Below are 19141 nucleotides of genomic sequence, written 5' to 3'. Positions count from 1 at the left end.
TCGGCGTTGACGAGGTTCCGCCACCCGGCCTTTCGCCCCTCTCGCCGAGCGTCTGCTCGGCAGAGCTCGAAGCCACCGCCTTCGCGGCGGGTCCTCCGCAGTCCTGCGCGACCCGCACGCTCGTCGGCCGGCAGCCGGGCCCGGGCGATCCCCGCCGTCCTGCTTCCCTACCCGCCGCGGTGTCGGCGGCTTCGGGCTCACCCACCGTCACGTACGTAGGAGTGAGATCGATGTACCAGATGTATCCCGACACCTGGGGCCCCGCGGCCCACGACCCGGAGAACCCGCGCAGCGCGGAGAACACGACGGTCGCCGTCCAGACCGCGCTTGACCTGCGAGACGGCGGCGGTCAGCGTCCGGACGACAACTAACGTTCGCCGCATGCCTGACACCGACCAGACCGCCGCCGCCCGCGACACCGGGAGCCCCACCCTCGCCGCCATCCCCGGCGACGGCATCGGCCCCGAGGTGACCGCCGAGGCCCTCAAGGTCCTCGAGGTCGCCTCGCCGGTGAAGTTCGAGTCGACGCGCTACGACCTCGGCGCCGAGCGCTACCTCGCGACCGGCGAGGTGCTGCCCGACTCGGTGCTCGCGGAGATCCGCGAGCACGACGCGATCCTGCTCGGAGCCGTCGGCGGCAAGCCCAACGACCCGAACCTGCCTCCCGGCATCCTCGAGCGAGGGCTGCTCCTCAAGCTGCGCTTCGAGCTCGACCACTACGTCAACCTGCGCCCGTCGCGCCTCTTCCCGGGCTCGGTCTCGCCGCTCGCCGGGCACGTCCTGGACAAGGGCGAGGTCGACTTCGTGGTGGTGCGCGAGGGCACCGAGGGCCCCTACACGGGCAACGGCGGCGCGCTCCGGGTCGGCACCCCGGCCGAGATCGCGACCGAGGTCTCGGTCAACACCGCGTACGGCGTCGAGCGCGTGGTCCGCGACGCCTTCGCCCGGGCGCAGAAGCGGCCGCGGAAGAAGCTCACGCTGGTCCACAAGACCAACGTCCTGGTCAACGCGGGCTCCCTCTGGTGGCGCCTGTTCGAGCAGGTGGCGTCGGAGTTCCCCGACGTCACGACCGACTACATCCACATCGACGCGGCCATGATCTTCATGGCCACCGACCCCGCCCGATTCGACGTGATCGTCACCGACAACCTCTTCGGCGACATCATCACCGACCTCGCCGCCGCCATCACCGGTGGCATCGGGCTGGCCGCCTCCGGGAACGTCAACCCCGACCGGACGGCCCCGTCCATGTTCGAGCCCGTCCACGGCTCCGCCCCCGACATCGCCGGGCAGCAGAAGGCCGACCCGACCGCCGCGATCCTCTCCGGCGCGCTCCTGCTCGACCACCTCGGCCACGCCGAGGCGGCCGCCGCGATCGAGGCGGCCGTCCTGGCCGACCTCACCGAGCGCGACCCCGGCACGAGTCGTCGTACGAGCGACGTCGGGGACGCCATCGCCGGCCGTCTCTGAGCGCCCCTCCGGGCCTCTGGAATAGGTTGACCCCATGCAGATCAGCACCACCGCCAACCCCTCGCCCGTCGACCTCGCCCGGCTCGAGGAGATCCACGCGAACCCCGGGTTCGGGCAGCACTTCACCGACCACATGCTGCTGGTCGAGTGGACGCCCGACGCGGGGTGGCACGACGCCCGGATCCAGCCCTACGGACCGTTGACGCTCGACCCGGCGACGGCGGTGCTGCACTACGCGCAGGAGACCTTCGAGGGGATGAAGGCCTACCGGCACGACGACGGGTCGGTGTGGACGTTCCGGCCCGAGCAGAACGCCGCCCGCATGGTGCGCTCGTCGCAACGGTTGGCCTTCCCGGAGCTGCCGGTCGAGGACTTCGTCGCCTACGTCGACGCGCTGGTCGAGGTCGACCAGCGGTGGGTGCCGGACAACTCCGGCGGCGGCGAGAAGTCGCTCTACCTGCGCCCGTTCATGTTCGCCTCCGAGACGTTCCTCGGCGTCCGGCCGTCCCAGCACGTCACCTTCATGGTGATCGCGTCGCCGGCCGGCGCCTACTTCAAGGGCGGCATCAAGCCGGTCAACCTCTGGCTGTCGGAGACCTTCACCCGCGCCGGTCGCGGCGGCATGGGCGCGGCCAAGACCGGCGGCAACTACGCCGCGTCCCTCGCCGCCCAGCGCGAGGCGATCGAGAAGGGCTGCGACCAGGTCGTGTTCCTCGACGACCAGGAGTTCCGCTACATCGAGGAGCTCGGCGGGATGAACCTCTTCTTCGTCCACGCCGACGGTCGCGTCGTCACCCCCGAGACCGGCACCATCCTCGAGGGCATCACCCGCGCCTCGATCATCGAGCTCGCCGGCAAGCTCGGCCACGCCGTCGAGGAGCGCAAGGTCTCCATCGACGAGTGGCGCGACGGCGTCGCCTCCGGTGAGATCACCGAGGTCTTCGCGTGCGGCACCGCCGCGGTCGTCACCCCGGTCGGCGAGCTCCGCTCGCCCCAGGGCGTCACGCCCGCACCGTCCAGCACCGAGCTGACCATGCAGATCCGTGAGGCGCTCGTCGGCATGCAGTTCGGCCGCGCGGAGGACACCTTCGGCTGGATGCACCGCGTCGTGTGAGCACGGACCAGGCTGACCCGGACCAGTCCTCCTGCCGGGGGTCCGCGGCGTTCGAGGCGCAGAGCTCGCGCTCGCTGCGCGACTTCATCCGCACCGAGTCCGGCTCCGCCGGCATGCTCGTCATGGCGGCGCTGATCGCGCTGGTGTGGGCCAACTCGCCGTGGTCGCAGTCCTACGTCGACCTGTGGCACACCGAGCTGTCGATCAGGTTCGGTGACGGCGGCCTGACGATGGACCTGCACCACTGGATCAACGACGGCCTGATGGTCGTGTTCTTCTTCGTCATCGGCCTCGAGGTCCGCAAGGAGTTCGCCATCGGCGAGCTCGTCGACCGCAGCCGCGTGGTGGTGCCGCTGGTCGCTGGCGTCATGGGCATGCTCGTGCCGGCGGCGATCTTCCTGGCGCTCAACCCGTCCGGCGAGGCGGCGGCCGGGTGGGGCGCGGTCATCGGCACCGACACGGCGTTCCTGCTCGGCGTGATGGCGCTGGTCGGACCGGCGGTCTCCACCCAGCTGCGGATCTTCCTGCTGACGCTCACCGTCATCGACGACATCGTCGCCGTCAGCGTGATCGGCGTCGTCTACTCCGACGAGCTGTCCCTCGGGGCCCTGGCCGTCGCCGCCCTCTGCCTGCTCGTGCTGGTCGGTCTCGACCGGGCGGGCGTCTGGCAGGCGGCGCCCTACGTGCTGGTCGTGCTGGTGCTGTGGTTCGCCACGCTGGAGTCCGGCGTGCACGCCTCGATCGCCGGCATGCTGAGCGGCCTGCTGGTCCCGGCCCTCGACCCGCGCCGGTCCGACGTCGAGGACGCGGCCCGCAGCTTCCGCGCGTTCCGGCAGTCGCCGATGCCGGGCGTGCAGCGGGCTGCGCGCCGGTCGCTGACCCGGGCCATCTCCGTCAACGAGCGCCTGCAGGAGGCGCTGCACTCACCGACCAGCCACGTCGTCGTACCCGTCTTCGCGCTGGCCAACGCCGGCGTGGACCTGCGCGACGGCGTGCTCGGTGACGCGTTCGGGTCGCGGCTGATGTGGGGCATCGTGCTCGGCCTCGTGGTCGGCAAGGCGCTCGGCATCTTCGCCGGCGCGTGGGCGAGCGTGCGCCTCGGCTGGGGGCGGCTGCCGCAGGGCGTCGGCCTGGGCCACACTCTGGCCGGCGGTGCGCTCTCCGGCATCGGCTTCACGGTGTCGTTGCTCATCATCAGCCTCGCCTTCGAGTCGTCGCGGCTGCAGGACCAGGCGCGCGTGGGCGTCCTGGTGGCCGCCGCACTCGCGAGCCTCGCCGGCTGGCTCGCCTTCCGCTTCGCCGCCCGCTTCCTCGGCCAGCGTGACGCGGCCCTCCCGACGCACCTCAGCCGACCGGTCGACCCGGCGCGAGACCACATCACCGGACCGGTCGACGCGCCGCTGACGCTGGTCGAGTACCTCGACTTCGAGTGTCCCTTCTGCGCCCGCGTGAGCGGGGTCGGCAAGGAGCTGCGCGCGCACTTCGGCGACCGTCTTCGCTACGTCACCCGCCACCTGCCCCTGCCGGTCCACCCGCACGCCGAGCTGGCCGCGCTGGGTGCCGAGGCGGCGGCACGGCAGGGTCGCTACTGGGACATGCACGACGTGCTCTTCGCCCACCAGGACGAGCTCGAGCTGGAGGACCTCGTCGGCTACGCCGCCGGGCTACACCTCGACGTGGAGGAGTTCGTCCGCGACCTCGACGACGACGACCTGGCGCGCCACGTCGCCCACGACGTGGCGTCGGCCGAGGAGAGCGGGGTGCGGGGCACCCCGACCTTCTTCATCGGCGAGACCCGCCACATCGGTCCCCACGACGCCCTGACCCTGATCAAGGCACTCGAGTCGTCGCAGGCGGCGCCTCGGCCGATCGGCTGACCCGCTGCGGCCTGCGGGCCGATGCGTCGTACGCCCCGCGCCGCGAGGCTCGTCGGCATGAGCACGACCGTCTCCCGAGCTGGCCGACCCGACGCCCCGCCCCGTCCCCGCCGCGAGTGGTGGATCCCCGCGAGCCTGCTGGCCCTCACCTTCGTGCCAGTGGCCGCCGGCGCCGCGCGGCTGGTCGACCTGTCGTCGGGTCGGACCACCGAGAACGCGCGGTTCTTCGACCTCCCCGTCCCCGTCGTGGTGCACATCCTCGGGGCGACGACGTACTGCGTGCTGGGGGCCTTCCAGTTCATGCCCTCCTTCCGCCGGCGCCGGCCGCGCTGGCACCGGTGGAGCGGTCGCGTGCTCGTCCCGGCCGGCCTCGCGGCAGCGGTGAGCGGGCTGGTGATGGCGGTGTCCGGCCGCCTGCCGGCCTACGACAACACCGCCCTGATGTGGCTCCGCCTGGTCTTCGGCACGCTGATGGCGGTGGGGCTGGTGCGGGGCCTCGCCGCGATCCGCGCCCGGGACGTGCGCACGCACCAGCGGTGGATGGCGAGGTCGTACGCCGTCGCGCAGGGCGCCGGCACGCAGGCGCTCGTGCTCGGCCCGATGGTGCTCGTCGTCGACCAGCCCGGCGGTGGCCTCAAGGCCGCCGGGATGGGGTTCGCGTGGGTGCTGAACCTCGCCGTGGCGGAATGGCTGGTCCGGCGATCGCAGGCGCGTCAGTCGAGCCGGCGGGTCTGATAGGCCCAGAGCGCGAGCTCGACCCGGTTGCGGACGCCGAGCTTGCCCATGAGGGAGCCGAGGTGCGTCTTCACCGTGCTGAGCGAGATGTAGAGCTCGGCGGCGACCTCGTGGTTGGTCAGCCCGCGGGCCACCGCGATCAGCACCTGCTCCTCGCGCTCGGTCAGCGGTGAGGTCGGCTGGGGCGGCGTGTCCCTGGCCGCGAACCTCTTCAGCAGGCGGGTGGTGACCGTCGGCGCGATCAGCGACCCGCCGTCGGCGGCCGCGCGCACGGCGTGGGTGAGCAGCTCGGGGCCGCAGTCCTTGAGCAGGAAGCCCCTGGCGCCGGCCAGGAGCGCGCCGTAGACGTACTCGTCGAGGTCGAACGTGGTCACCACGACGACCGCCATCGGGTCCGCGACGTCGGGCCCGGCGAGCGCGCGGGTCGCCTCGATGCCGTTGAGCCGGGGCATGCGGATGTCGAGGAGGCACACGTCGGGTCGCAGGTCCCGCGCCTGCTCGACGGCGTCCTGCCCGTCGACGGCCGTCGCGACCACCTCGATGCCGTCCTGCGCGCCCAGGATCATGGCGAGCCCGGTGCGGACGATCTCCTGGTCGTCGGCGACCAGCACGCGCAGTGTCATCGTGCCTCCTCGAGGGGCAGTGTCGCAGTGACCCGCCAGCCCACGAGGGGAGCGAGCGACCCGGCCTCGAGGCGACCGCCGAGCAGCACCGCCCGTTCGGTCATGCCGACGATGCCGAAGCCGTCCCCGCTGCCCGTCGAGCCCCGCCCATCGTCGGTCACGACGAGCTGCACGCCGTCCACGTCGCGGGTGACCCGCACCTGCACGAAGGTGACGTCGCGGGCGTGCCGACGGGAGTTGGCGACCGCCTCCTGCGCGATGCGCTGCAGCGCGGCCGCGACGGTCGGGGACAGGTCGTCGAGGTCATCGTCGACCGCGACCGTCACCACAGGCCCGGGCCCGCCGCTCGCCAGGCCGCGGAGGTCCGCCAGCGGCCGGTCGGGCGCCCCCTCGTCGGTGCGCAGCAGGCGCAGCACCTTGCGGGTCTCCGCCAACGTGCGCGTCGCCTCCTCGTCGATGCGGCGCAGCGCGTCCGTCGCGGCTGCCGGGTCACGCCCGGCGACCGCGAGGCCCGCCTGCGCGCTGATCGCGATGGCCGTCAGGTGGTGGGCGACCGTGTCGTGCAGGTCGCGGGCGAGGCGCTCCCGCTCCCCACGGCGTACGTCGTCGAGCTGCCGCGTGTGCAGCATCGACCGGGCGCGGACCGTCGCACCCAGCGCCACCGCCGCCACGATCACCGCGGTGCCGCCGATCCGGTCCGCGGCGGGCAGGTCCTGCGAGACCAGCGAGCCGCCCGCGATGAGGAGGAAGAGGAGGAGGCCCATGACGGCGTCCTCGCCGCGGGCCCAGCGCGCCAGGGAGTAGGGGATGAGGAGCGCCACGATGGCGGTGTTGAGGTCACCCGGTGGAGCGCCGTCGGTCACCCTCGAGACCACCAGGAGGGCGAGGATCACCGCCCCGAAGACCGTCACGGTGAGCATCGGTCTGGTCCGTCGGACGAGCAGCGTCGGCAGCCAGACCAGGAAGCCCGCCAGGGACAGCCAGCGCAACGGCAGGTCCGGTCGCAGCACGGCGACCTCGATCACCGCGAGCACGGCGACTACCCCCACGAACGCGTGGTCGAGGCGTCCGGCGGGCCGCGCGTCGGGCGGCGCGGGAAGGCGCCAGACGGACAGCGCGACGGAGCGGATCTGCGCGAGCACGGGTGCACGCTAGTGCCCCGCGGCGGCCGATCGGATCGGCCGGATGACCGAGTGCGTCGCCACGACAGCGACCTAGAAGGCGGCCATGAGCACGAGGTAGCGCTGCTTGGTCTGCAGCCACTCGCGGCGCAGGCGCAACAGCTCGCGGCTCGGGTAGGACTTCACTGCCCCCACGAGTTCCTCCGTCGGACGTGGTCGCCTGATCCCATGCGGACCGCACCCGTGCGGACGCGATCGCCGTAAGCCGGCCTCGCTAGACGAGACAAGACAGCGGATGAGACGGATGGCGAGTCGCAGACGTGCTTCACGCAGACGTGCTTCACGCCCCCTGCGCGGCGCTCGTCAGTGGGTGTGGGGCGGGGTCATGGTCGACGGGGCCGGGGGATGTCAGGCGGGTCGGGTGGCTCGGCTTGGTCGACCGCGGTGGTGCCGTGGCGGTCGCGTCGGTAGTGGTGGCCGTGAGGGCTCGTCCACTCGAACACGCCGGGCTCGACCATCCGGTAACGCCAGGCGGTGTGGGTCTTGAGCCGGTGGTGGAAACGGCACAGCGCGGCGAGGTTGTCGCTCTGCGTCGGACCCGGCTGTGGTCGCCCCGCCGCCTCGGCGTCGCGTTCGTGCGGGATCACGTGGTCGATGTCGCAACCCCGGGCCGGGCGGGTGCACCAGGGGAACACGCAGGTGCGGTCGCGGAGGATGACCTGCTCCCGGATCCGGTCCGGCACCTCGTACGCGGGTGTCGACAACTGGGCGTTGAGGTCGATGACCGGCTTGACGGTGACCTTCGTGCGCGAGTCGGCGCACCAGTCCCTGACCTGGTCGAGCAGCACCAGCCGCTGGCCCTCCTCCACGCGACCTGTCGGTCCGAACACCGTGGCCAGGTCGTCGAGGGTGGCGTCGAAGTGCGCGTGCAGGACGACTTCACGTGCTGCGGGCAGGCGCTGGGGATCAGCGCCCGCCCCGGCGAGGTCGAGCGCCGTCTGGGTGCGGGCGAGGTCACCGAGGGCAGCGGAGCGGCGGGCGTCCAGCGAGGCATCGGAGCCGAGTGCCTTCAGCGACGCGGCGCCGTGGGCCAGGGCCCGGTCGAGGTCGAGGGCGTCGGCGATGTCGAGCTCGGCCTCGAGCCGCATCGTGCCGGCGAAGTGCACGTCGTCGTCGTGGATCGTGACGTGGCGGGGGTCGACGTGGAGGTGGCCGTCCTCCGGGTCCTGGGCCGGGTCGACGTCGGCGAGGTCGTAGCGCTTGATGGCCTCGGCGACGAGCCGGTCCAGCTGCGCCAGCCCGACACGACCCGCGACCGCGGCGACCTGGGCATCCACGAACGCCGCAGCCTCCCGCGTCAGCGAAGGAGTGGTGTGGATGGTGGTCTCCGCGACCAGACGGGCCCGCCATGCGGGGACGCGTCCGGTGTGGACCTGCGCCCACAGCCGCGGGAGTCGGTGGCGCAGCTCGAGGGCGTGGCCGACGAGCTTCTTCGCCGCGGTCGTCGAGACACCGAGGACGGTGCCGAGCTCGGCGAGGCAGAACTCCGCCACCAGCGGCGCACCCTCACCCGCGATCGGTTCCTCGTGCTCGCAGCCCGGGACGGTGAACGCAGCGGCCGAGTGGATCGACTCCGGCGGGTGCAGGTCGGCCCACCGGGCCGCCACGACAAGGAGGTCCGCTGCTGCGCGGTCCTCGGCTGCCTTCCGGTCCCGCGCGAGCGCGAGCAGGTCGCGGGCGGTGAGGTCGTCGACCTCACCTGCTCCGCGCCCCGCCAGCATCTCGATCATGTGTTCGATTCTACCGGCGGCCACCGACAGTGACCATGGCTGTGGACGGTTGCTGGCCACCCTGTCCCGACCGGTTTCGCGACGGGACTTCCTCCCTCCTCAACCAGCGCGGATGGCGGACGAGCCTCAGCTGCTGACGGGCATCAGCAGGTCGGTGCGGAGAACGGCCGACGAGTCGCTCGGGTCGGAGACGTAGACCTCGATCCAGTCGCCCGTCGGGGTGGCGCCTGCGGTCTGGGCGAGACGGCCCCAGGCCTCGCCCAGCCCGTCGTACGACCCGAGGTGCGTCGCCGCGAGGGCCGGTCCGGCAGGCAGCGCGGCACCGACCACCTGGAGGTCGCCGACCGCGATCGCCGAGCCGGGTGGCTGGACGACGGGGAAGCCGATCTCGATGTCGAACGACTCCTGCGGATTGCCGTGGTAGACCGCGAGCGCCGCGCCGGCCGGCACGAGCTCGCCTGAGCCGAAGAGACCAGCGATGGCGGGGTAGGCGGCGTCGAAGAGGTCGCGCAGGTCGTCGAGGGAGACGCCCTCGTGGCGCACGACGGCGAGAGGGACGGGGTCGAGCGTGACGCGCGCGCCGAGCTCGAAGGGCTGTGCGGGCGTGAGGTCTGTCATGTCCGTCACCGTAGGCCGGGCGCGCGGCCCGCGCACCTGATGCACGTGCGGGCAGCGGGGAGGGCCTCGAGGCGCGGTGCGCCGATGTCGCGGCCGCAGACCTCGCAGACGCCGTAGGTGCCGGCCCCGGCCCGGTCGAGGGCCGCATCCACCTCGGCGACGTGGTGCTGCACCTGGCGCACGAGCGCCCCGATCTGGGAGCGCTCGAAGGCGATGGTCGTGCCCTCGGGGTCGTGCTCGTCGTCGGCGTTGGTGTCGAGGGAGGCGGCCACCATCGCCTCGTGGTCGCCGGTCAGGCTGGCCAGCCGCGCGAGCGCCTGCTCGCGCTCGAGCGTCAGGCGCCGTCGTACCTCGTCCACCGCTCCATCGTCGCCGACGCCTCCGACAGCGGCGCGCGGCGCGTCGTCCGGGATCGGGGGAACGACCGGCTCCAGCCGTATCCTCGTGCCGTGACGACGTCCCCGAAGGCGCCGCCGCCCGGGCTGACCGTTGGCGGCTACGCCCTGCGTGCCCGCCTCGGCGAGGGTGGCATGGGCGTGGTGCACCTCGGGCAGAAGCCGGGGGAGCGCCCGGTGGCGATCAAGGTCCTGCGCCCGCACGTCGTCGGCGACGACGAGGCCCGGCGCCGGCTGGCGCGCGAGGTCAGCTCCTTGAGTCGCGTCCGCAGCCGTCGCATCGCCGAGATCGTCGACGCCGACCCGTTCGGAGAGATCCCCTTCGTCGCCACCCGCTACGTGCCCGGCCTCTCTCTCCACGACCACGTGCAGGAGGAGGGAGCGCTCGAGGGCGACGACCTGCTGTGGTTCGCCGACTGCCTCGCCGAGGCGCTCGAGGCGGTCCACTCGGTAGGCGTGCTCCACCGGGACATCAAGCCGTCCAACGTCATCATGGAGGGCCGCACGCCCATCCTGATCGACTTCGGCCTGGCCCGCGTCGCCGAGGACTCACGCATCACCATGACCGGCTGGCTGCTCGGCACGCCGGGCTACCTCGCCCCCGAGATCCTCTACGGCGACGACGCCACGATCGCCTCCGACGTGCACGCGTGGGCGGCCACGGTGGCGTACGCCGGCACCGGTCGCGCGCCGTTCGGCCGCGGGCCGTCGGTGGCGGTCATGGACCGCGTGCGACGCGGCGAGCACGACCTCGCCGGCCTGGACCCCGACGTCCTCGAGCTGGTCGAGGAGGCGCTCTCCCCGGAGCCCGCCGACCGGCCCACGCTCGAGGAGGTCCGCGACTGGCTCGAGGACCTGGGCTCGCCCGAGCCCGACGAGCGCGAGGAGCGCGAGGAGCGCGCGGCCGCCCCCGTCACGCTGCCCTACGTCGCCGGCATCCGTCAGGACCTCGAGGCGCCGACCCGCGTCGGCACGGCCACGGCGGAGCCGTTCGCGCCGACCGTCGCGCCGGCGTACACCCAGCCGGTCGGTGAGCCGGTGCACTGGTCCCACGACTGGGACCGACCGGGCGCCGACGACCGACACGGCGACCGCGCCTGGCACGACGACGACCCCACCGACGACCAGCTCGACGACCGCACCGACGCCTGGCGCGACCACGACGCGACCGTCGGGTGGGGCGACGCCGGCACGCAGCCGCACCGGCAGACCCGCGTGCTGCCGGACGGCTCCACCGAGTACGTCGGCGACTACGGCCCGCCCGCCCGGCCGCACGTGCCGGCCGGCGAGCGGGTGCGCCGCACGCTCACCCTGCTCGCCGTGGGCGGCGTCGTCGCGGGCGCCATCACGTTCGCCCCCTATGTCTCGATCGCCGTCCTCGTCGTCGTCGTCTGGCTGCTGCGCAGCGGCTCGCTGGCGGCGTCGTCCGCGGGCAACCGGCGCGACCGTCGCGGAGCCAAGTGGTACGACGGCATCCAGGTGCTGCTCGCCGCCCCGTGGCACGCCGTGGCCGGCCTCGGCGGCTCGCTGCTGCTGTTCATGTGGAGCGCTGGCATCGCCTGCGGCGTCGCGCTGCTCTGCTTCGCGGGCTCGCTGTCGCTGACCACGTCGCTCGCCGTGATCGGGGCGATGTTCGCCCTGTCGACCTGGTGGGGCCCGGGCTCCGAGCGGCTCCGCTCGCCCGTCCACCGCGTCGTCGACCCGCTTGCCCGCCGCGGCGTGCCGTGGCTGCTCGTCACGTTGCTCGTCGCGGCTGCCGGGTCCGGCCTCGGCGCGGCGGCGTCCGCGCAGGGCACCAGCTGGGCGCCCGACGACTCGGCCCCGTTCTCCGACGTACGGCTTCCCGGCTGGTTGTGACGGGCCTCGCCGTTCAGGCATGCCCGAGCGGGGTACCTACCGGGTCCACGCACCCGACAGCAGGAGGACCGATGAGCTCCGACCAGCCCGACAACGAGAGCTACCACGGCTACAGCGTCGACGACGAGGACCAGCCCCAGGGCGACGGCGACAGCCTCGTCGACGACCGCGGCCTCGCTGAGCCGTTGGACGAGGGCTACTCGCCGCCGGAGAAGTGGTCGGCGGCGCAGGGCTACGGCAACACCCCGCTCGAGGAGATCCAGGGCGAGTCGCTCGACCAGCGGGTCGAGCAGGAGGTCGCCGAGCTCGACCCGTACGAGGTCGCCGACGAGGAGGCCGCGCGCGGTGACCTCGCCGCGATGGTGGCCGAGGACTCGAGCGAGGGCGAGGCCGTCCAGGCCGACGTCGAGGGGGCCGAGGGTGAGCGGGCGGGACGCCTGGTCGCTGCGGACGAAGGTGTCCGGACCGACACCGAGAAGGACCTCGTCGCCGAGGACGTGGGCATCGACGGCGCCGCGGCCGGCGCCGAGGAGGCGGCCGTGCACGTGGTCGACGACCCCGAACTCGCGGACCCGCTGCTCCTCGACGGTGAGGTCGTGGACGAGGAGCCCGACCGACCGTAGCGACGACTCACGAGAGCCCCCGACCCCCGGGTCGGGGGCTCTCGCGTCGTCAGGACGGCCTGCTCCACCCGAAGGTGGGTCTTCTCCCGGCGTGCCCGGCGGGCTTACGTTCGCTCCACCGACTCACTGAGGGGACCCCCCATGCACCTTCGCAGCACCCTTGCCGTACGACGCATCGGCGTCGCAGTGACCGCACTCGCCCTCGGGATGGGCATGTCCACGCCGTCCTCCGGGGCGCCGGCGAAGGACAAGCCCACCGACTGCATCGACTACGGCGACGTCGCCGCGGCGCCGGCCGGCACGATCCCGCGCGACGACCTGCAGGTCGTGCACCAGGACCCGCTGGCCAGGGCGCTGAAGGCTGCCAGGGCGGCTCGCACGTCCGCGAGGGGCAAGCCGGGCTCCGGCACGACCGCGGCGGCCTTCGCCCCGGTGACCGTACCGGTCCGCTTCCACGTGATCGCCAAGGACCGCGGCCAGGAGGGCGGCGACGTCTCCGACGCCCGCATCGCCGAGCAGATCCGGGTGCTCAACGCGGCCTACGCCCCGCACGGCTTCTCCTTCGTGCTCGAGCAGGTCACGCGCACCTACGAGCCCCAGTGGTTCAACCTCATCTCCTCCAACGGCGGCGACCCGCGCTTCTACCGCGGTGGCGGCAAGGAGGTGGCGATGAAGAAGGCGCTCTACGGCGACAGCACGTCGGAGACGCTCAACATCTACTCGGCCTCCCTCGGCCAGTCGCTCCTCGGCTGGGCCTACTTCCCCTCCGACTTCGACGCCGCGGCGACGGCCGGCAACCCGCTCCCGCAGTACCGCGACGGCGTGGTCGTCGACTACCGGAGCCTCCCGACCGTGCCCAACGACACCGGTGACAGCCGCGCGTACAGCACCTACGGCGAGGGCGACACGGCGACGCACGAGATCGGGCACTGGCTCGAGCTCTACCACACGTTCCAGGGCGGGTGCTCCGAGCCGGGGGACTACGTCGCCGACACCGCGCCCGAGGCCTCGCCGGCGTTCCAGTGCCCGGTCGGGCGCGACACGTGCGCGGGTGGGGGAGTCGACCCGATCACGAACTTCATGGACTACACCTACGACTCCTGCATGACGCAGTTCACCGCGGGCCAGGCGGCCCGCATGCAGGCGGCGTGGACGGCGTACCGCGAGATCGGCTGACCGACCGGAAGACCGGACGTCCCCCTGCAGGCACCTCCCTACGGGGGGACGGTCCGGCCACACCCTTGGTAGACAGGTCGGATGCACCAGCCTGCTGATCCGACCCACCCGACCGACCCCACCCAGCGACCTTCGTCCGCGGCGGAGCGCGACGACCTGAGCCGCCGCGTCAACGCCGTGCTGGAGGAGCGGGGCGTGCGCTTCGGTGGAGCGGGCGGCCACGCCTTCCGCGCCGACCCCGTCCCGCGCCTGCTCGACCCGGGGGAGTGGGAGCTCCTCGCCGACGGCCTGGCGCAGCGCATCCGCGCGCTCGACGCCTTCGTCGCGGACGTCTACGCCGAGCGTCGGTGTGTCTCCGACGGCGTCGTGCCGGCCCACGTCCTGGACGCGACGCCCTACCTCGAGCAGGACCTCACCGGAAGTGCCCCGGTGGCGGGCGCCTGGATCTCGGTCGCCGGCTTCGACGTCGTCCGCGACGAGGACGGCACGCTGCTGGTGCTGGAGGACAACGTCCGCACGCCGTCGGGGATGGCGTACGCCATGGCCGTGTCCGAGGCCGTGTCGGAGGTGCTGGGCGTCGAGCCGTCGTCCGGCCTCGACGAGTGCGCCTCGGCGCTGCGCCGCTGCCTCGAGGCGACCAACCCCGACGGGGAGGGCGCGCTCGTGCTGCTCACCGACGGCGAGGAGAACTCGGCCTACTACGAGCACCGGCGCCTCGCCGACGAGGCCGGGCTGGAGCTCGTCGAGCCCGACGGCCTCCGGCGCGACGGGGACGTGCTGCGACTGGCCGACGGGACGCCCGTGCGTGCCGCCTACCGCCGCACCGAGCAGGACGGCCTCGCGCCGCGCGACGCCGGCGTCGACGTGGCGGGCCTGCTGCTCGAGCCGTGGCGGGCCGGTCGGGTGGGCATGGTGAACTGCTACGGCACCGGGGTCGCCGACGACAAGTCCGTCTACGCGCACGTCGACGACATGGTCCGCTACTACCTCCACGAGGAGCCGCGAGTCCGCTCCGTGCGGACCTACGACCTCACGGACGCCGACCGGCTGCAGGAGGCGCTGGACCGGCTGCCCGAGCTGGTCGCGAAGCCCCGCGACGGGGCGGGCGGCGAGGGCGTCGTCATCGGGCCGACGGCTTCCGCGGACCAGCTGTCCGCCGCCCGGCAGGCCATGCGCGACGAGCCGAAGCGCTGGATCGTCCAGGACGTCGTCTCGCTGTCCACCCAGCCGACGATCGTCGACGGCGTCCCGCAGCCGCGCCACGTGGACCTCCGGCCCTTCGTGTTCTTCGACGGTCGCGAGGTCACCGTGCCGCGAGGAGGCCTGACCCGCGTGGCGCTCGAGGAGGGTCAGATGGTCGTCAACTCCTCCCAGGACGGCGGAGCCAAGGCGACCTGGGTCGGCTAGCGCGGCCGTGGCCTCGGCGGCCGGCGAACTGTACGAGAACTGTGCGGGTCGCTGGCCGTGGCGGCCGCCGGGGCGAGGCGGTGGACTGCTCGTGCTGGCCCGCAGGGGGTCAGCAGGAGGGGTGGAACACATGAGCATCATCACCGTCCGACGCCTCGGCGTCGTCACCGCTGGGGCCGCCGCCGCGATCGCCGTGACCGCGGCCAGCGCCAGCGCGCACCACTGCTTCGTCCCGATGTACTCGCTCGACGGCCCGGCCTCGCCGAACTGGTTCGTCGTCTCCGCCGAGGAGGGGGCGGGCTTCGAGGGCTACACCGCCGCCTGCGACGGCGCCCGCGACGCCGGGTACGCCGCGCTGCGCGACGCCGGCCTGCCGGTCGGGCTCAAGGTCTTCGAGAAGATGACCATCGGCGATCCCAAGGACACCGGCCGGATGAACCCCAACGGGGCCAACGGCAGGGGCTTGGAGTACTTCGGGGCCGGCTCGCCACTCCCGGAGGAGATGGTGGCCACGTACGTCGCCGGGGCGGACGCGTACGACTGCTGACCGGCCGCTGGTACTGGGGGACGATCTGAGGGGACGATCTGGGGGTACGAACCTGCCCCGGGTGCTGCTCGTGGGGGGCGGCACCCGGGGCACGTTCGTGTCGACCGGATGGCGAGACGCAGATCTCACCAGCGGGGGATCGGTGGCACCATGAAGGCGTGACCACCAGCACGATCATCATTGCCTAGCGCGACGGGACTCCCCGCCGCGCCGACCTCCTGCACCCCAGGAGGTTTTTTTCTGCCCCCACACCTCCGAGACCGAGAGACCTCCGATGGACCTGCACGGCTCGTTCCACGTCTACGACACCACCCTGCGCGACGGCGCCCAGCAGGAGGGTCTCAACCTCTCGGTCGCCGACAAGCTGAGCATCGCCAAGCAGCTCGACGGCCTCGGCGTGGGCTACATCGAGGGCGGCTGGCCGGGCTCCAACCCCAAGGACACCGAGTTCTTCCGCCGCGCCCGGGAGGAGCTCGACCTCCGCCATGCGCGGCTCGCGGCCTTCGGCGCCACCCGCCGGGCCGGCGTACGTGCTGCCGACGACCCGCTCGTGGGTGCCCTCCGCGACTCCGGCGCCGGCGTCGTCACCCTCGTCGCGAAGTCGCACGACCGCCACGTCGAGCTCGCGCTGCGCACCACGCTCGAGGAGAACCTCGCGATGGTGCGCGACACGGTCACGCACCTGCGCGAGGAGGGGCAGACGGTCTTCCTCGACGCCGAGCACTTCTTCGACGGCTACCGCGCCAACCGCGCGTACGCCCTCGAGGTGCTGCGCACGGCCGCCGAGGCCGGCGCGGAGGTCGTCGCCCTGTGCGACACCAACGGGGGCATGCTGCCCGACTGGGTCTCCGACGTCGTGCTCGACGTCATCGAGACGACCGGCGCCCGCGTCGGCATCCACGCCCACAACGACAGTGGCTGCGCCGTGGCCAACTCGCTGGCCGCCGTCGCCGCCGGGGCGAGCCACGTGCAGGGCTGCATCAACGGCTACGGCGAGCGCACCGGCAACGCCGACCTCGTCACCGTCGTCGCCAACCTCGAGCTCAAGCTGGACCGGAACGTGCTGCCGCAGGGCCTGCTGCGCGAGGCGACCCGCATCGCGCACGCCGTCGCCGAGGTCACCAACGTGCCGCCCGCTTCTCGCCAGCCGTACGTCGGCACGTCGGCGTTCGCGCACAAGGCCGGCCTCCACGCCAGTGCCATCAAGGTCGACCCCGACCTCTACCAGCACCTCGACCCGCTCGTCGTCGGCAACGACATGCGCCTGCTCGTCTCCGACATGGCCGGGCGCGCCTCGATCGAGCTCAAGGGCCGGGAGCTCGGCTACGACCTGAGCGACGACCGCGAGCTCGTCACCCGCGTCACCGACCGCGTCAAGGCGATGGAGCAGAGCGGCTACACCTTCGAGGCCGCCGACGCCTCCTTCGAGCTGCTGCTCGCCGAGGAGGTCGAGGGCGCGCGTCCGTCGTACTTCGACGTCGAGTCGTGGCGCGTCATCACCGAGACCCGCACCGACGGCGAGGCCATCTCGGAGGCGACGGTGAAGCTGCGGGCCGAGGGCGTGCGCTACGTCGTCACCGGCGAGGGCAACGGCCCGGTCAACGCCCTCGACGCCGCGCTGCGCGAGGCGATCGGCCAGGCCTTCCCGGAGGTCGCGAAGTTCGAGCTGATCGACTACAAGGTGCGCATCCTCGACCAGGGACACGGCACCGACGCGATCACCCGCGTGCTCATCGAGACCACCGACGGGGAGTCGTCGTGGGTCACCGTCGGGGTCGGCGCCAACGTGATCGAGGCGTCGTGGGGCGCGCTCGTCGACGGGCTGACCTTCGGCCTGCGCCGACACCACCGCTGAGGGAAGGCRCCGCCACCGGACGGGTGGCGGCGCCCTCCGTGCTCAGAGGCTGTCGCGCAGCTCGACCAGCGCCTGGCGCAGCTCGCCCTGGTCACCGGAGGTGCCGAGCACCCGGATCGCGTTGGCGAGCTGGGCCCTGGCTGCGTTGCCGGGGTTGTCGGCGAGCTTCTCCGCCTTGGCGAGGTGCTTCTCGACGGTGTCGAGCGTCGTGCCGCTCAGCTCGCCGGAGCGGACGGCCTGGTCGAAGTAGGCGCCGGCGACGTTGAAGCTCGGCGTCCAGACGATCTGCTCCTGGTGCTGGGCGTTGAACTCGTCGAGCTGCACCTCACGGGCCGCGTCGAGCTCGTTCTCGCTCAGCAGGTCGCTGGTCGTCAGCCCGAAGGTGTCGAAGCCGCGAGCGATCTCGCTGCCGTAGACCTGTCCGTTGAACCAGTAGGTCGACCAGAGGCCGCCGAGGTTGAGACCGGTCGGGTTGGGGGTGTTGATCGGCCCGCGGTCGAAGTAGGCGATCTCGACGGGGTTCGCGGTGTCGCTGAAGTCGATCACCGACAGGCCGCCCTGGTACCAGGCCTGCACGAGGATGTCGCGACCCGGCACCGGCACGAGCGAGGAGTTGTGGGCCACGCAGTTCTCCTGCGTGGTCTGCACGGCGGGCATCTTGTAGTAGCTGGCGAACTCCATCTGGTCGCCCTCGAGGTCGAAGAGCGCGTCGGCGCCCCACTCCGGCTTGTCGGTCGCCCGGCAGCGGGCGCTCGTGCCGCCGCCCCACTCGTCGGTGAAGATCACCTTGGTGCCGTCGTTGTTGAAGCTCGCGGAGTGCCAGTAGGAGAAGTTCGGGTCGGACACCGCGTCGAGGCGCACCGGGTTCACGGGGTCCGAGGTGTCGAGGAGGATGCCGTTGCCCTGGCACGCGCCGGCGACCAGCTCACGCGCCGGGAACGAGGTCAGGTCGTGGCAGGTGTTGGTGTTCGGCAGGGGGGAGTACGCCGTACCGCTCGGGTGCAGGGTGCCGGGGGTCGTGTTCTGCAGCCCGTTGTAGGCGCCCGTCGCCGGGTTGGTGAAGATGCGCGGCTGGCTCACGATGGCCGCGGTCTGCGGTGCGGCGAGCGGCACCTTGATCACGTCGATGCGCCACTGCGTCGGGTTGCCCGAGGTGACCGGGGCCGGGTTGTTGGCGTTCGCGTTCTCGCAGCCCGCCAGCTCGGCCGCGGGGCGTACGCCGGACGTGCCGGAGTTGTAGATGTAGATGTTGGCCGGGTCGTCGGGGTCGCTCACGATCGTGTGCGTGTGGGACCCGCGGCAGGTCTGCACGCCCGGCAGCTGGACGGGGTTGCTCTGGTCGCTGATGTCGAAGATCCGGACGCCGCGGAAGCGCTCCGGGTTGACCGAGCCGGCAGCGCCCTGGCTGCCGCAGTCGATGCGGCCGCGGGTCTCCTCGACCGACATGAAGAGCAGGTCGCCGTAGACCGACACGTCACCCTGGCCGCCGGGGCACACGAAGGAGCCGCTCAGGGTCGGGTCGGACGGGTCGGAGATGTCGTAGAACTGGAAGCCGTTGAAGTTGCCCACGACCGCCGTGTCGCCGGTGAAGGCGAGGTCGGAGTTCACGAACCCGAAGTTGCCCGGAGCTGCGTCGAAGGGCGCCACGCGCGGGTCGTTGTCGAGCAGCTCGATGTTGCTGCTCGCCTCGGACCAGGGGAGGTAGCCCGGCGCGAGACCCTCGCGCGGGTCGTCCTCGGCGGCGTAGGCCATCGCCGGCAGGAGCGCGGCGGCCAGGGCCATCACCCCGGCGGCTCGTAGCACGGACCTGCTCGGACGGGGATGACGCGACATGTGGGTACCCTCCCGTTCGGGTCGCCCCAAAGCCCCGGGCCCGGGAGGCCCGCCGCGAGATCGACCTACGATGTCGGACAACGTAGCGAGGGTGGGGGGT

The 19141-nt window shown here is 72.6% G+C and carries 17 protein-coding genes; 11 read left to right on the top strand and 6 right to left on the bottom strand.

The annotated features are described in order from the left end of the window. Positions 1-230: 230 nt before the first annotated feature. From AC1DP1_RS00210 to AC1DP1_RS00190, 5 genes are read left to right on the top strand one after another with little or no spacing between them, the layout of a single operon-like run. Positions 231-371 (top strand): hypothetical protein, encoded by a 141-nt coding sequence (locus AC1DP1_RS00210; RefSeq protein WP_300045997.1) that lies wholly within the window; start codon positions 231-233, stop codon positions 369-371. A gap of 10 nt (positions 372-381) precedes the next feature. Then, positions 382-1470, top strand: coding sequence for a 3-isopropylmalate dehydrogenase (locus AC1DP1_RS00205; protein ID WP_477505124.1), 1089 nt, complete (start codon positions 382-384; stop codon positions 1468-1470). A gap of 34 nt (positions 1471-1504) precedes the next feature. Then, positions 1505-2584 (top strand): branched-chain amino acid aminotransferase, encoded by a 1080-nt coding sequence (locus AC1DP1_RS00200; protein ID WP_477505123.1) that lies wholly within the window; start codon positions 1505-1507, stop codon positions 2582-2584. Beyond that, positions 2581-4461 carry a Na+/H+ antiporter NhaA gene (nhaA, locus tag AC1DP1_RS00195; RefSeq protein ID WP_477505122.1) on the top strand — a complete coding sequence of 627 codons (1881 nt, stop codon included), beginning with the start codon at positions 2581-2583 and terminating at the stop codon, positions 4459-4461. Before AC1DP1_RS00200 ends, nhaA begins: the two co-directional genes overlap by 4 nt. Positions 4462-4518: 57 nt before the next feature. Further along, positions 4519-5196 carry a DUF2306 domain-containing protein gene (locus tag AC1DP1_RS00190; RefSeq protein WP_477505121.1) on the top strand — a complete coding sequence of 226 codons (678 nt, stop codon included), beginning with the start codon at positions 4519-4521 and terminating at the stop codon, positions 5194-5196. Here AC1DP1_RS00190 and AC1DP1_RS00185 read toward each other — a convergent pair. The 5 genes from AC1DP1_RS00185 to AC1DP1_RS00165 form a co-directional block, all read right to left on the bottom strand. Then, positions 5175-5819, bottom strand: coding sequence for a response regulator (locus AC1DP1_RS00185; protein ID WP_477505120.1), 645 nt, complete (start codon positions 5817-5819; stop codon positions 5175-5177). The two genes, AC1DP1_RS00190 and AC1DP1_RS00185, sit on opposite strands and share 22 nt — an antisense overlap. Next, positions 5816-6961 carry a sensor histidine kinase gene (locus AC1DP1_RS00180; protein WP_477505119.1) on the bottom strand — a complete coding sequence of 382 codons (1146 nt, stop codon included), beginning with the start codon at positions 6959-6961 and terminating at the stop codon, positions 5816-5818. Before AC1DP1_RS00180 ends, AC1DP1_RS00185 begins: the two co-directional genes overlap by 4 nt. Before the next feature lie 362 nt (positions 6962-7323). Next, the gene (locus tag AC1DP1_RS00175) at positions 7324-8730 is read right to left on the bottom strand and encodes an HNH endonuclease signature motif containing protein (RefSeq protein WP_477505118.1); all 1407 of its coding nucleotides are present in this window, start codon (positions 8728-8730) and stop codon (positions 7324-7326) included. A gap of 126 nt (positions 8731-8856) precedes the next feature. Then, positions 8857-9348 (bottom strand): GyrI-like domain-containing protein, encoded by a 492-nt coding sequence (locus AC1DP1_RS00170; protein WP_477505117.1) that lies wholly within the window; start codon positions 9346-9348, stop codon positions 8857-8859. A gap of 5 nt (positions 9349-9353) precedes the next feature. Continuing rightward, positions 9354-9707 (bottom strand): TraR/DksA family transcriptional regulator, encoded by a 354-nt coding sequence (locus tag AC1DP1_RS00165; RefSeq protein WP_477505116.1) that lies wholly within the window; start codon positions 9705-9707, stop codon positions 9354-9356. Between the two features lie 90 nt (positions 9708-9797). Between AC1DP1_RS00165 and AC1DP1_RS00160 the strand changes: the two genes are divergently transcribed. The 6 genes from AC1DP1_RS00160 (at position 9798) to cimA (ending at position 17208) form a co-directional block, all read left to right on the top strand. Next, the gene (locus tag AC1DP1_RS00160) at positions 9798-11600 is read left to right on the top strand and encodes a serine/threonine-protein kinase (protein WP_477505115.1); all 1803 of its coding nucleotides are present in this window, start codon (positions 9798-9800) and stop codon (positions 11598-11600) included. Positions 11601-11671: 71 nt separating this feature from the next. Continuing rightward, the gene (locus tag AC1DP1_RS00155; RefSeq protein ID WP_477505114.1) at positions 11672-12223 is read left to right on the top strand and encodes a DUF5709 domain-containing protein; all 552 of its coding nucleotides are present in this window, start codon (positions 11672-11674) and stop codon (positions 12221-12223) included. A 141-nt stretch (positions 12224-12364) separates the two neighbouring features. Further along, complete coding sequence (locus tag AC1DP1_RS00150) at positions 12365-13399, top strand: zinc metalloprotease (protein WP_477505113.1); 1035 nt, start codon at positions 12365-12367, stop codon at positions 13397-13399. 81 nt (positions 13400-13480) lie between these two features. Next, positions 13481-14806: a circularly permuted type 2 ATP-grasp protein gene (locus AC1DP1_RS00145; RefSeq protein WP_477505112.1), complete on the top strand. Its 1326-nt coding sequence runs from the start codon at positions 13481-13483 to the stop codon at positions 14804-14806. A gap of 130 nt (positions 14807-14936) precedes the next feature. Next, on the top strand, positions 14937-15353 hold the full coding sequence (locus AC1DP1_RS00140) for a hypothetical protein (protein WP_477505111.1): 417 nt from the start codon (positions 14937-14939) through the stop codon (positions 15351-15353). A 274-nt stretch (positions 15354-15627) separates the two neighbouring features. Continuing rightward, the gene (gene cimA / locus AC1DP1_RS00135) at positions 15628-17208 is read left to right on the top strand and encodes a citramalate synthase (RefSeq protein ID WP_477505110.1); all 1581 of its coding nucleotides are present in this window, start codon (positions 15628-15630) and stop codon (positions 17206-17208) included. A 42-nt stretch (positions 17209-17250) separates the two neighbouring features. Here the strand turns inward: cimA and AC1DP1_RS00130 are convergent, their stop codons facing one another. Continuing rightward, positions 17251-19041, bottom strand: coding sequence for an LVIVD repeat-containing protein (locus AC1DP1_RS00130; RefSeq protein WP_477505109.1), 1791 nt, complete (start codon positions 19039-19041; stop codon positions 17251-17253). Between the last annotated feature and the right edge of the window lie 100 nt (positions 19042-19141).

The sequence above is a fragment of the Nocardioides sp. P4_G10 genome (assembly GCF_056401175.1).
This window is presented reverse-complemented; position numbering and strand designations above follow the sequence as displayed.